This window comes from Azospirillum sp. UENF 211521, from assembly GCF_058780535.1.
Genome location: NZ_JBSNCF010000001.1, coordinates 3428884 through 3442676, shown reverse-complemented (window position 1 = coordinate 3442676; position 13793 = coordinate 3428884). Strand labels below are relative to the sequence as shown.

At 72.1% G+C, this 13793-nt stretch carries 9 protein-coding genes and 1 tRNA gene; 6 read left to right on the top strand and 4 right to left on the bottom strand.

Features of this window, described 5'->3' with window-relative positions; genetic code table 11:
- The 4 genes from ACWPN5_RS16200 to ACWPN5_RS16185 are packed head-to-tail and all read left to right on the top strand — an operon-like array spanning nt 1 to nt 8242.
- A complete protein-coding gene (locus tag ACWPN5_RS16200) occupies nt 1–3984 on the top strand; it encodes a response regulator (RefSeq protein ID WP_492296275.1) in 3984 nt (1327 codons plus the stop codon).
- Between the two features lie 60 nt (nt 3985–4044).
- Entirely contained in the window at nt 4045–4965 is a 921-nt protein-coding gene (locus ACWPN5_RS16195) for a diguanylate cyclase (protein WP_200478055.1), read from the top strand.
- Between the two features lie 31 nt (nt 4966–4996).
- Nucleotides 4997–6244 carry a molybdopterin-binding protein gene (locus ACWPN5_RS16190; protein ID WP_200478054.1) on the top strand — a complete coding sequence of 416 codons (1248 nt, stop codon included), beginning with the start codon at nt 4997–4999 and terminating at the stop codon, nt 6242–6244.
- A gap of 27 nt (nt 6245–6271) precedes the next feature.
- Complete coding sequence (locus tag ACWPN5_RS16185; protein ID WP_492296274.1) at nt 6272–8242, top strand: molybdopterin biosynthesis protein; 1971 nt, start codon at nt 6272–6274, stop codon at nt 8240–8242.
- On the opposite strand, the gene ACWPN5_RS16180 is transcribed toward ACWPN5_RS16185, so the two are convergent.
- The 4 genes from ACWPN5_RS16180 to ACWPN5_RS16165 all read right to left on the bottom strand — a co-directional run bounded on the left by ACWPN5_RS16180 (nt 8220) and on the right by ACWPN5_RS16165 (nt 10271).
- Nucleotides 8220–9122: a pirin family protein gene (locus ACWPN5_RS16180; protein WP_492296273.1), complete on the bottom strand. Its 903-nt coding sequence runs from the start codon at nt 9120–9122 to the stop codon at nt 8220–8222. The two genes, ACWPN5_RS16185 and ACWPN5_RS16180, sit on opposite strands and share 23 nt — an antisense overlap.
- 87 nt (nt 9123–9209) lie before the next feature.
- Nucleotides 9210–9488, bottom strand: a complete 279-nt coding sequence (locus ACWPN5_RS16175) for a hypothetical protein (protein ID WP_492296272.1) — start codon at nt 9486–9488, stop codon at nt 9210–9212.
- A gap of 170 nt (nt 9489–9658) precedes the next feature.
- Nucleotides 9659–9734, bottom strand: a tRNA-Ala gene (locus ACWPN5_RS16170).
- 141 nt (nt 9735–9875) lie between these two features.
- Entirely contained in the window at nt 9876–10271 is a 396-nt protein-coding gene (locus ACWPN5_RS16165) for a TIGR02300 family protein (RefSeq protein ID WP_145681282.1), read from the bottom strand.
- Nucleotides 10272–10461: 190 nt separating this feature from the next.
- On the opposite strand from ACWPN5_RS16165, the gene ggt reads away from it, so the two are divergent.
- Together ggt and aroA are read left to right on the top strand one after the other, a co-directional pair.
- The gene (gene ggt / locus ACWPN5_RS16160) at nt 10462–12267 is read left to right on the top strand and encodes a gamma-glutamyltransferase (protein ID WP_492296271.1); all 1806 of its coding nucleotides are present in this window, start codon (nt 10462–10464) and stop codon (nt 12265–12267) included.
- Nucleotides 12268–12354: 87 nt separating this feature from the next.
- Nucleotides 12355–13692 (top strand): 3-phosphoshikimate 1-carboxyvinyltransferase, encoded by a 1338-nt coding sequence (aroA, locus tag ACWPN5_RS16155; protein WP_492296270.1) that lies wholly within the window; start codon nt 12355–12357, stop codon nt 13690–13692.
- Nucleotides 13693–13793 lie beyond the last annotated feature (101 nt).

Below are 13793 nucleotides of genomic sequence, written 5' to 3'. Positions count from 1 at the left end.
ATGAGCGGCAATTTTCTCTCCTCCGGCGTGCGCCGGACTGGGCGGGCACCGGTGATGGACGACGCTTTCCTGACGGCGGAGGGGCCCGCCGCGGTCCCCCGCACGCGGCTGCGGACCCTGCTGACGACCATCGTCGGGGTGATCACCCTGTTCGGAGTCGGCCTGTGGGGGGCGGCCACCTGGGCCGACCGCGACGAGGCGGTGAGCCATGCCCGCGACCGGACCCTGAGCGCCGCCCGCCTGCTGCACGAGCATGTGCGCCGCACCGTCGCCACCAGCGATCTCGTGTTGCAGCGCGTGGACGACCGGCTTCGCACGCGGGAGATGGACACGGTCGCGCGCGACCTGCCGCTGTGGCAGGAGTTGCGCGCCATGGCCGACGCCATTCCGGAGGTCAGCGCCATCTGGATCCACGACGCCGCCGGAAGCGGGCTGCTGACCACCCGCCAGTTTCCGGCTCCGCCGATGAACAACACGGACCGCGCCTTCTTCCAGGCCCACCGGAACGGCGAGGCGTTCCACATCGGCGGGATGATCCGGGGCCGCCTGTCGGGCAAGCCGACCTTCACCATCAGCCGCCGCATCGGGACCGTGGAGAATTTCCAGGGTGTCGCCAACATCGCCGTGGACCTGGACTATTTCCGGTTCTTCTTCGAGGGGCTGAACATCGGCCGCGAAGGGGCGGTCGCCGTGTACCGCGAGGACGGCACCCTGCTGTTCAGCCTGTCCGGCCAGGAAAACGGCGGGTCGCCGGCGGCGGCGGCGGCCCCGGCATCCCCCGTGGCGTCGCCTGCGACTCCCTCCGCGACTCTCTCTGCGGCGCCGTCGAACTTCCCGCCGGTTCCCCCGCCGATGGACGAGGCGCCGCGGACCACCGGAGGCACGATCTTCAGCCGGTCCCCGGTGGACGGGTCGGACCGGATCGTCGCCAACCTGCGGGTCCAGGACCTGCCGCTGATCGTGCAGGTCGGCATGTCACAGGACGAGGCGCTGACGCCCTGGCGCGAGCGCACGATCCACGGCGGGCTGCTGGTCCTGCTGGCGGTGGCCGCCTGCGCCGCGCTGGCGGCGGCGGCGGCGCGCAGCCTGTCGCGCGAGGAGGTGGGCCGCCGCCGGCTGGCCGAGACGAACGCCGATCTGGACGCCACCGCCCGCAGCCTGGAGCAGGCCAACCGGGCCTTCGCCGGGGCCAACCGGCGGCTGAACCTGATTTTGCAATCGGCGTCGGAGGGCATCTGCGGCGTCGACCGGGATGAGCGGATCACCTTCGCCAACCCCGCCGCCTGCGCGCTGACCGGCTACAGCAACGAGGAGATGCTGGGCCGCAGCCTGCATGTGCTGCTGCACCACACCCGCGCTGACGGCACGCCGGCGCCGACCATCGACTGCCCGGTCTTCGAGGTGCTGCGCACCGGCGAGGCGCGGGGCGGTTCGGAGGACATCTACTGGCGCAAGGACGGCACCAGCTTCCCGGTGGAGTTCGCGGCGTCGCCCATGCTGGAGGACGGCCGGGTCGAGGGCGCCGTCGTGGTCTTCCACGAGATCGCCGAGCGCAAGCGGGCCGAGGAGGCGCTGCGCCAGGCCAAATCGGTGGCCGAGGCGGCGAGCCGCGCCAAGAGCGAGTTCCTGGCCAACATGAGCCACGAGATCCGCACGCCGATGAACGCCATCCTGGGTCTGGTCCATCTGATCCAGCAGACCGATCTGTCGTCGCGGCAGCGCGACTACGCCCAGAAGATCCGCGTCTCGGCGCAGTCGCTGCTCGGCATCCTGAACGACATCCTGGACTTCTCCAAGGTCGAGGCCGGCAAGCTGGAGCTGGAGCGGGTGGAGTTCCGTCTCGACGATCTGCTGCAGAACCTCGCGGTGATCGTCGGCGCGGCGGCCCAGGACAAGGACATCGAGGTTCTGTTCTCGGTCGGGCCGGAGGTTCCCCTCGACCTCATCGGCGACCCGCTGCGCCTGCAGCAGGTGCTCATCAACCTCGCCGGCAACGCCATCAAGTTCACCGACGCGGGCGAGGTGGTGGTGTCCGTCCGCGCCGTCGAGGTGGCGGAGGAGCGGACGGTCCTGGCCTTCTCCATCCGCGACACCGGCATCGGCATCGACGCCGAGCAGAAGGAGCGGTTGTTCCAGGCCTTCAGCCAGGCCGACAGCTCCACCACCCGGCGCTACGGCGGCACCGGCCTGGGGCTGGCCATCTGCACGCGCCTGGTCGCCCTGATGGGCGGGGTGATGGACGTGTCGAGCGAGCCGGGCCAGGGCAGCGATTTCCATTTCACCGCTGTCTTCGGGAATCCCGCCTTCGGGCTGGCCGGTTTGGCCGGGACCGGACGGATGGGCGCCGGGCGGGCGGGGGAGCGGCCGCTGCGCTCCCGCGTCGTGCCGCGCGGCCTGTCCGTGCTGGTGGTGGACGACAACCTCACCGCGCGCGAGGTGTTGGGCGAACTGGTCACGTCCTTCGGCTGGAAGACCTCGCTCTGCGCGTCGGGGGCCGAGGCGATCGCGGAGCTGGAGCGCGCGACCGCCGCGGATCAGCCCTACGACATCGTGCTGATGGACTGGAAGATGCCGGGGATGGACGGGCTGGAGACCTCCCGCCGCATCCGCGACGACGGTCTGGTGAAGGCCCCGGTCATCATCGTGGTCTCCGCCTTCGGGCGCGAGCGGATGGGCGCCGGAGCGGGCGGCGAGGGGCTGGAGGGGCTGGCCCTCGGCGGCGCGCTGGTCAAGCCGGTCACCGCCTCCTCGCTGCTCGACGCGGTGATCGACGCCTATGGACGCGGCGCCGGGGGCGACGCCGTGGAGGAGACGCCGCTGCACGCCTGCACGGCGCATCCCGCCGGCTTCCTCCGGCCGCAGCAGCTGCGCCCCCTGTTCGGGCAGCGCCTGCTGCTGGTGGAGGACAACAGCATCAGCCAGGAGGTGGCCCGCGAGATCCTGGAGCGCGCCGGTGCCCGCGTCACCCTGGCCGGCAACGGCTACGAGGCCATCGCCTGCGTCGAGGAGGCGGACCCGCCCTTCGACCTTGTGCTGATGGACGTGCAGATGCCGGAGATGGACGGATTCGAGGCGACGCGCCGGCTGCGCGCCCGGCCCGCCGGGCAGGGGTTGCCGATCATCGCCATGACCGCCAGCGCCCTGCCGTCCGACCGTCAGCGTTGCCTGGACGGCGGCATGGACGACCACATCGCCAAACCGATCGACGTGGAGCAGCTGTTCTCCGTGGTGACGCGCTGGCTCGGCCAGCCGGCGGGAGGAGTGCCGGCGGGGGGCTTGGCGGCGGGTGCGCCGCTGCTGCCCAAGCCCATGCCGTCCGCGCCCCGTGCGGCGCTTCCCGCCGAACTGCCGGGCATCGACGTGAAGGACGCGCTGCATCGGCTCGACGGCGACGTCGGGCTGTTCCGCAAGTTCGTCACCGATTTCGCGCGGACCTACGACGGCGTGGCGGACGGCATCGCCGTCGCCCTGGCCGCGGGGGATCTGCCGCGGGCCAAGGCGCTGGGGCACGAGTTGAAGAGCCTTGCCGGCAACATCGGCGCCCGCACCCTGTCCGCCGCCGCGGACGCCGTGCAGGTCGCCGCCTTCCGCGGGGACGGCGTGGCGGCGGCGGCGCAACTGCCGGTCCTCCGCGCGGAGCTGGAGGCGGTGCTGGACTCCGCCGCCCGGCTGGCCGTCGCGCCGGGACGCGCCCAGGGCGGCGTCCCAGGCGGCGTTTCCGGGGAGCTTGGCGGCGGCGGGGCGCCGGCGGTGGACATCCAGACGCTGGAGCCCATGCTGGACCGGTTCGCGCGGCTGCTGCGCGACAGCAACTTCGCCGCCGCGGAGGAGTTCGCCGTCCTGGCGCCGCCGCTGGCCGACTGGATCGATCCGGTGTCTATGAAGGCGCTGTCGTCGGCGGTCGATGGCCTCGACTTTACAAAGGCTCAAGGAATCTTGCGCAGGATCATGCTGGAACTCGGCCTGTCCCTGCCGGCCGACTGACCCGCCCAGCACCGCACACCGCACACCGCCTCCCGGGACCCCGCTCTCCAGGAACCGATCATGACCGATGCACGCTCCAAGATCCTGGTGGTCGACGACATCCCCTCGAATGTGCATGTGCTGAGCCGCATCCTGAAGGATGAGCACGACATCTATTTCGCGACCGACGGGGCGAAGGCGCTGGAGCTGGTGCAGTCGCGGCTGCCCGATCTCGTGCTGCTGGACATCATGATGCCGGGGATGGACGGCTACGAGGTCTGTTCGCGGATCAAGGCCGATCCGATCACCCGCGACATCCCGGTCATCTTCATCTCGGCCAAGAGCGAGGTGGAGGACGAGACCTACGGGCTGGAGGTCGGCGCCATCGACTTCATCTCCAAGCCGATCAGCCCGCCCATCGTCAAGGCCCGCGTGCGCAACCATCTGCTGCTGAAGCGGCAGACCGATCTGCTGCGCACCCTGTCCTTCAACGACGGCCTGACCGGCATCGCCAACCGCCGCCGCTTCGACGAGGTGCTGTTGTGCGAATGGCGGCGCTGCGGGCGGGTGCAGCTTCCGCTGTCGCTGATCATGCTCGATGTCGACCAGTTCAAGCCCTACAACGACCATTACGGCCATCAGGCGGGCGACGAATGCCTGCGCGCGGTGGCCCAGCTCCTGGCCGAGCAGATGATGAGGCCGGGCGACCTGATCGCCCGCTACGGCGGCGAGGAGTTCGTCTGCCTGCTCCCCGAGACCGATGAGGACGGGGCGGTGCAGGTGGCCGAGCGCCTGCGCCAGACGGTGGCCGGGCAGCGCCTCCCCCACGCGGTGTCCCATGTCGCCGACCACATCACCATCAGCCTGGGCGTCGCCACCGCCCGGCCGCTGCTCGACGACACCCCCGACCGGCTGACCCAGCTCGCCGATGGCCTGCTCTACGAGGCCAAGCGGGCGGGCCGCAACCGCGTGTGCAGCGGCGGGGTGGAGGTTGCGGTATAAGGGGCTGACCTGAGGCATCACGGGTGCAGCCATGACCGCGGCCAGAGCCGGAGACCACACCGCGAACGGGGACCGGCCTTCCTTTGCAGCGACTCCATCTGCAGCGACTCCGGCCGACGTGCGCGGGCGCGGCTTCGCCAGCCGGGCCGCCCTGCCGGTCCTGGAGGACTGGATCGACGCCGCCGTCGCCCCGCTGCCGCCGCGTGCCGTGGCGCCCGCCGGACTCGCCGCGGCGCTGGCGGAGGGGGTGGTGCTCGCCGCGCCGCTGACCGCGCCGGATGATTGGCCACCCGCCGACCGGGCCGCCCGCGACGGTGTGGCGGTCGCTTCCAGCGACACGCTCGGCGCCGGTTCCTACAACCCGGTGCCGCTGCCGGACGCCGTCAGGGTTGCGGCGGGCGAGCCGATGCCGCCGGGAACCGACGCCGTCCTGCCCGTGGAGGCCCTGCAGGCGGACGGACCCTTCGTCGAGGCGCTGGACAGCGCCGCCCCGGGCGACGGGGTAGAGCGGCGGGGCGACGGCCTGCGCGCCGGGACCGTCCTGCTGACGGCCGGGCACCGGCTGCGCCCGCAGGACCTCGGGCTGCTCGCCGCGCTGGGGGTCGACACGCTGCTCGTCGGCGCCCGCCCGCGGGTGCGCGTCGTGCTGGCCGGCGGGCCGCGCTCCGGTCCCGAGACGCTGGGCGCCATGCTCACCGCCCTGGTGGGGCGCGACGGCGGCGTGGTGGAACTGGTGGGGCCGCTGCCGGCGGACCGTGCCGCTCTGGCCGCCGCCTACGCGGCCCCCGGCGCCGACCTGCTGATCTCCGCCGGGCGCACCGGGGTCGGGGAGGACGACGTGGCCCCGCTGGCGCTGGCCGACGCGGGGGCCTTGGCCCTGCATGGGGTTGCCCTGCGCCCTGGCGATTCGGCGGCGCTGGGGACGGCCGGCGGCGTGCCCGCCGTCCTGCTGCCCGGCGAGCCGATGGCTTGCCTGACGGCCTACGAGCTGCTGGCCGGACGGGCGGTGCGCCGGCTCGCCGGGCGGGCCCCGGCCCTGCCGCACCCGGCGCTTCCCGCCGTGATGGTGCGCAAGCTGGTGTCGGAGATCGGCTGCACCGAACTGTACCGCGTGCGCCGGACGGCGGACGGGCTGGTCGAGCCCGTCGCCTCCCCGCACCGTCCTGGTCTGGCCGGGGCGGTGCTGGCCGACGGCTTCGTGCTGATCCCGGCAGACAGCGAGGGCGTCCCCGCCGGGGCGACCGTGACCCTGCGCTGTTTTGACGGTACAAGTCTCTGAACAGAATCAAGCGAGGGGGGAAAGGGCGTGTCCAACCAGGACATCCGGCGGTTTGTCGCCCAGGCGGCCCGGCAGGAGCAGTTTCTCGAGGTGGTGAGCCGCGACGAGGCGGAGGCGCGGTTCCGCCGCCATCTCGACCTGACGCCCAAGGGGGCGGAGACGGTGCCGCTCGGCGCCGCGCTGGGCCGCGTGCTGGCCGCCGACGTGGTGGCGGCGGTCGATGTGCCCGGTTTCGACCGCTCCTCGGTGGACGGCTTCGCGGTGCGCGCTGCCGACACGCTGGGGGCGGGCGAGGACACGCCGGTCGTGCTGCGCCTGAACGACGAGGTGCTGTCGGCCGGACGCGTCCCCTCCGTGACCGTCGCCCCCGGAACGGCGACGGTGCTCGCCACCGGCGGCATGCTGCCGCGCGGCGCCGACGCCGTGGTTATGGTGGAGCACACCGAATCGCACGAGGACGGCGGAGCCCTCCTGGTGGCGATCCGCAAGCCGGTGGTTCCCGGCGCCTTCGTCGCCGCCGCCGGGTCGGACATCGGGCGCGGCGAGACGGTGATGCGCCGCGGGCAGGTGCTGACCTCCCGCGAGATCGGCGTGCTGGCGGCCATCGGACGGGCCGAGGTGTCGGTGGTCCGCCGCCCCCGCGTGGCGATCCTGTCCACCGGCGACGAGATCGTCGCCCCGGGCGAACCGATCCGGCCCGGCGCCGTCTATGATTCGAACGCCGCCGTTCTCGCCGCCGCGGTGGAGGAGCTGGGCGGGGAGGCGGTCCGGCTGGGCATCGCCCGCGACGACGAGGCGGAACTGGCGCCGCTGGTCGAACAGGGGCTGGCCTGCGACGCGCTGCTGCTGTCGGGCGGCACGTCGAAGGGGGCGGGCGACCTGTCCCACCGCATCATCAGCCGCCTGACCGATCCCGGAATCGTTGCGCACGGCGTCGCGCTGAAGCCCGGCAAACCTTTGTGCCTAGCCGTAACGAAGGGCAAGCCGGTGGTGGTCCTGCCCGGCTTCCCGACCTCCGCCATGTTCACCTTCCACGAGTTCGTCGCCCCGGTGCTGCGCGCGCTGGCCGGCCTGCCGCCCGCGGCGAAGGAAAGCGTGGACGCGACGCTGCCGATGCGGCTGGGATCGGAACGCGGCCGGACCGAATATGTGATGGTCTCGCTGGTGCGCGGGGCGGACGGCGGGCTGGCGGCCTATCCGCTGTCCAAGGGCTCGGGCGCGGTGACCGCCTTCAGCGCGGCGGACGGCTTCATCGCCGTCGACCCCCAGGCCGAGGCGGTGGAGGCCGGCACCCCGGTGTCGGTCCAGCGCATCGGCCGCGACACCCGGCCCGCCGACCTGATCGTGATCGGCAGCCATTGCGTCGGGCTGGACGTCCTCACCGGCCGGCTGGTCGGCGAGGGGCTGACGGTCAAGGCGCTGAACGTCGGCTCGATGGGCGGCCTCGCCGCCGCCCGGCGCGGCGAGTGCGACGTGGCGGCCATCCACCTGATGGACCCCAAGAGCGGGGAGTACAACCGCCCCTTCCTGACCCCGGCGCTCGGCCTGGTGACCGGCTACCGCCGCCTCCAGGGCATCGTCTTCCGCAAGGGCGATGATCGTTTCGAAGGCAAAACGGCCGAGGAGGCCGGTCTGGCGGCGGCGCAGGACCCGGATTGCATCCTGGTCAACCGCAACGCGGGCAGCGGCACCCGCATCCTGACCGACCGGCTGCTCGGCTCGGCGCGTCCCACCGGCTACTGGTCGCAGGCCAAGTCGCACAACGCCGTGGCGGTGGCGGTGGCCCAGGGGCGTGCCGACTGGGGTGTGGCCATCGACAGCGTCGCCACCCTCTACGGGCTGGGCTTCCTGCCCCTGCAGGCGGAGCATTACGACTTCGTGATTCCCAACGACCGCCGGGAGCGGCCGGCGGTCCGGCGCTTCCTGGCGGCGCTGGCCGATCCGGCGGTGCGGGAGAGGCTGACGGCGCTCGGCTTCACCGTTCCGGAAGCGGAATGAACTCCGTCTCGCCGGGAACGGCGTCGAAGCGCCCGGCCTGCCATTCGGCCTTGGCCTGTTCGATGCGGTCCTGGCGGCTGGACACGAAGTTCCACCAGATGTGGCGCGGACCGTCCATCACGGCGCCGCCCAGCAGGATCAGGCGGGCGGCGGTCTCGGCCTCCACGGTGATGGCGTCGCCGGGGCGCAGCACCAGCAGCCGCCCGGACTCGAAGCGGTCGCCGTGGATCGTGACGGTGCCGTCGGCGATGTAGAGCGCCCGCTCCTCCGTCTCGCGGTCGATGGGCAGGCGGGCGCCGGCGTCCAGCGAGGCATCGACGTACAGCGTGTCCCACAGCGTGTTCATGGGCGAACGTACACCGTACGCCTCGCCCGCGACGACGCGCAGCCGCTTGCCCTCGCCCTCGACCACCGGCAGCTCGTCGGCGCCGAGATGGACGAAGGCGGGGTCGGTCTCTTCATGGGTCTTGGGCAGGGCGACCCAGGACTGGATGCCCGACAGCATCCGGTCGCGCCCGCGCTCGTCGGTGGCGGAGCGTTCGGAATGGGCGATGCCGCGCCCGGCGGTCATCCAGTTCACCGCCCCCGGCCGGATCGGCAGGACGGTGCCCAGGCTGTCGCGGTGCAGGATCTCGCCCTCGAACAGGTAGGTGACGGTGGCCAGCCCGATGTGCGGGTGGGGGCGGACGTCGATGCCCGCCCCGGCCTTGAGGATCGCCGGCCCCATCTGGTCGAGGAAGACGAAGGGCCCGACCATCCGCTTGCGGACGGAGGGCAGGGCGCGCCGCACCTCGAAGCCGCCGATGTCGCTGGTGCGCGGAACGACCACCGTTTCCAGCCAGCCGTCCGGAGACTCGGTCGATGTTGGGGCCGTCGTCATGCTGTCCTCCCGTTCCCGAAGCCTGTTCCCAATGGTGGGTGCCACCAACAGGTGGGGAGAGGCGCCGCGAATGGGAGGGGGAAAGCGTCAGTGCCTGGGGGTGCCGCAGCCGCCGCTTCCGCAGCCGCAGCCGCCGGCCGGGGCGGTGACGTGGATGGCGCCGCGCGCGGTCGCCAGCAGCACGTCCAGCGGAATGCCGGTGGCCTTGGCGAGATCGCCCAGGCTGGCGCTGTCGGGCACGCCGACGCCGGGGTTGAAGACCGGGTGGATCTGCGCCAGCCGCCCCACGGCGTCCGGATCGACGGCGTTCAGCGCGCCCAGGGTGGTCTCGCCGGTCAGGGTGTTGGCGATCAGGATGTCGGCCATGGCGTGTCCGAAGCGGGAGGGAAGGGGAATCGGCGGAAGCCGACGGTACCGCCCGACCAAAGAGCGTTCCTTGACGCCTGTCAAGACGATGACGGCGGCCGGGACGGCAAGACGCGGAGGGCTGAAACGCCAAAGGGCCCGCGCGGTGTCGCGCAGGCCCTTCGGGTGTTTGGTGGAGCCAAGGAGGATCGAACTCCTGACCTCTACAATGCCATTGTAGCGCTCTCCCAGCTGAGCTATGGCCCCGAAACTCTGGGCGGCGAGCCTTGCGGCCTGCCTCGGTGGAGCGGGATATTGGTCAGGACGGGGGGTTGATGCAAGAGAAAAATTCAGCCCCGCCCCGCTTTTTTCCGCTCACCCGCCCCCGTCTTCCAAGGGGGAGCGCGATCAGCGCTCCTCCTCGTCCTCGCCTTCGACGTCGACGACCTCGTCCATGTCGTCCTCGCCCAGCTCCGAGGTGTCCTCGATCAGGACATCGTCCTCGTCCTCGGGCGTCTCGTCGGTTTCCTCGATGTCGTCGACGGTCACCTCGTCCTCGGTCTCGTCGAGTTCGGTCGACTCCTCGTCGTTCTCGGTCTCGGTGTCCTCATCGTCCGAGGAGACCACCGGGGCCTTCTTGACATCGTCGACCGGCGCCGGGCGCGCCTTGCGGGACTTCAGCAACGCCTCGGGATCGAACTGCGCTCCGCAGCTCGGGCACACCGGCGGGTCCTTGCGCAGATCGTAATAGCGCGCGCCACAGCTCGGGCAGATGCGCTTGACGCCCCATTCGGGTTTGGCCACGCCTCGTCCTCCGTCACGTTCCTAGGGAATGCCCAATTCGGGAATTGCAAGCCGCGCCCTTTGCCACGCCAGCGGGCGCTTGTCAAAAAAAAGTTCGCGGAATGCCGCCGGCAAACTGGCGGGGCCGGCGGCCGGTGCCAAACTTCACCCTGCGGTGGTCCGCCGGGCCGCCGTCAAGGATACCATGAGAATGGGGGAGGAACCGATGCCGATCCTGCTGTCCCGCCGCTGGCGGGCGCTGCTGTCCGCCGGCCTGCTGGCGGCGCTGCCGCTGGAGGCCGTGGCCCAGACACCGTCCTCGACACCGTCCTCGGCGGCGCCTTCCGCCGCCGGCGACGTGGCGCCGGAGCGCGCGACCGGGCGCGGCAGCCGCGGCGTCGACACCGCCACGCGCCACATGGTGGCCGCCGCGAATCCGCTGGCGGCGGAGGCCGGGCGGGAGATCCTGCGGGCGGGGGGCAGCGCGGTGGACGCGGCCATCGCCGTGCAACTCGTCCTCAATCTGGTGGAGCCGCAAAGCTCCGGAGTCGGGGGCGGCGCCTTCCTGGTCCATTACGATGCCGCAACGAAGGCGGTGACCTCCCTCGACGGGCGCGAGACGGCGCCGGCCGCCGCGACTCCGGAGCGTTTCCTGGGGGCGGACGGCAAGCCGATGCCCTTCTACGACGCGGTGGTCGGCGGCCGGTCGGTCGGGGTGCCGGGCACAGTGATGCTGCTGGAGCAGGCCCACCGCACCCACGGCAAACTGCCCTGGCCCCGCCTGTTCGAGCGCGCCATCGCGCTGGCCGAGGACGGCTTCACGGTCAGCCCGCGGCTGAACGGCCAACTGGCGATGGAGAAGCACCTGCCCGCCAACCCCACGGCGCGCGCCTATTTCTACCAGCCGGACGGCACGCCCTGGCCGGTCGGCCATGTGCTGAGGAATCCGGAGTTCGCGGCGACCCTGCGCGCCATCGCCGACAAGGGCTCCGCCGCCTTCTACGAGGGTCCGATCGCCGCCGACCTCGTCAAGGCGGTGACCGGCCACCCCACCAACCCCGGCGACATGACCGAGGCCGACCTGAAGGCCTACCGGGTGAAGGAGCGTGAACCGGTCTGCGGTTCCTACCGTGTCTACACCCTGTGCGGCATGGGGCCGCCCAGCTCCGGCGGGGTCGCGGTCCTGCAGATGCTGGCCGTCCTGGAAGGGCGCGACATGGCCGCCACCCGCAACGATCCGGCTCTGGCCGCCCATTGGCTGTCGGAGGCCGGGCGCCTCGCCTTCGCCGACCGCGGTCTCTATCTGGCCGACCCCGATTTCGTGGCGGTGCCGGTGAAGGGGCTGCTCGACCGCGGCTATCTGGCGGGCCGCGCCGCCCTGGTCGGCGAGCGGTCGATGGGCAAGGCCCATCCGGGCGAGCCGCCCTTCCGGGAAGGCCGCGCCTGGGGCTTCGCGGAGGCCGAGGAGCATGGCACCAGCCACATCTCCGTGGTCGACGGGGCCGGCAACGCCGTCGCCATGACCACCACCATCGAGGACGGCTTCGGCTCCCGCCTGATGGTGCGCGGCTTCCTGCTGAACAACGAGCTGACCGACTTCGCCTTCACCCCGACGGACGACGGCAAGCCGGTCGCCAACCGGGTCGAGCCGGGCAAGCGGCCGCGCAGCTCGATGGCGCCGACCCTGGTCTTCCGCGACGGCGCCCTGGTGGCCTCGGTGGGGTCGCCGGGCGGCAGCAACATCATCAATTACGTGGGCAAGACGCTGATCGCGCTGCTGGACTGGGGCCTCGACCCGCAGGCGGCGGTGGACGCCCCCAATGTCGGCAGCCGCAACGGCCCGACCGAGCTGGAGCAGGGCACCGAGGCGGAGGGCTGGATCGCGGCGCTGGAGGCGCGGGGGCACACCGTCAAGGCGATGGAGCTGACCTCCGGCACCCAGGCGATCGTCGTGACCGGCCAAGGGCTGTCCGGCGGCGCCGACACCCGGCGCGAGGGGGTGGCGGTCGGCGACTGATCGCGGGAGCCGCGCATCGCTCGCATCGCCCTTCCCGCTGTGCTAGGTACTCCGCCCTGGTCACATTCTTGTCTGGGGAGTCCTCCCATGCTGCAGGCGAAGCCGCTTCGCTCATCCTCCACCGGCGCGCTGGCCGGCACGATCCGCGTGCCGGGCGACAAGTCGATTTCGCACCGGTCGCTGATGCTGGGCGCCGTGGCGGTGGGCGAGACCGTCATCCACGGCCTGCTGGAAGGGGAGGACGTGCTGAACACCGCCGCCGCCATGCGCCTGCTGGGCGCCCAGGCGGAGCGCGGCGGCGACGGCGTGTGGCGGGTGCGCGGCGTCGGTCTGGGGGGCTTGAGCGAGCCGGCGCAGGTGCTCGACATGGGCAACAGCGGCACGGCGGCGCGCCTGCTGATGGGTCTCGTCGCGTCGCACCCGATCACCTGCGTCTTCACCGGCGACGCCTCGCTGAACAAGCGCCCGATGGCCCGCGTGACCGGCCCGCTGGAGCAGATGGGCGCGCGCTTCGTCGGGCGGTCCGGCGGGCGGCTGCCGCTGGCGGTGGTCGGCAGCGACCGCACCGTGCCGATCACCTACCGCCTGCCGGTGGCCTCCGCCCAGGTGAAGTCGGCGATCATCCTCTGCGGCCTGAACACCGCCGGCACCACCACCGTGATCGAGGCGGAGCCGACCCGCGACCACACCGAGCTGATGCTGCGCCATTTCGGCGCCACCGTGACGACCGAGCGGATGGAGGACGGCGCGCTCGCCGTGTCCGTCGTCGGCCAGCCGGAGCTGACCGGGCGCGCGATCGTCGTGCCCGCCGACCCCAGCTCCGCCGCCTTCCCGGCGGTCGCGGCGCTGCTGCGCCCCGGCTCGGAGCTGCTGCTGCCGGGCGTCGGCATGAACCCGCGCCGCACCGGCCTCTACGACACGCTGGTCGAGATGGGCGCGAACATCGCCTTCGAGAACCGCCGCGACGAGGCGGGCGAGCCGGTGGCCGACCTGCGGGTGAAGCACGGCCCGCTCAAGGGCATCGTCGTCCCGGCGGACCGCGCGCCCAGCATGATCGACGAGTACCCGATCCTCGCCGCCGCCGCCGCCTGCGCGGAGGGCACCACCGTCATGCTCGGCCTCAAGGAGCTGCGCGTGAAGGAGAGCGACCGCCTCGCCATGGTCGCCGACGGGCTGACCAAGTGCGGCGTGAAGGTCGAGGTCGGGGCCGACGACAGCCTGACCGTCTACGGCACCGGCAAGCCGCCGCAGGGCGGCGCCACCGTCGCCACCGCCATGGACCACCGCATCGCCATGAGCTTCCTGGTGCTGGGCATGGCCACAGCCGAGCCGGTGCAGGTGGACGACGGCGCCTTCATCGACACCAGCTTCCCCGGCTTCGTCGATCTGATGAACGGGGTGGGCGCCAGGATTTCAATGGGTTGACGCTCGATTGCTGCGAGACGGGCAAGCCCCGCGGCCTTCGGCGCCGCGGGGCTTTCTTGTTTTGCGTGCATACATTTGAATTCGTGGATTTTTTTGTAGAG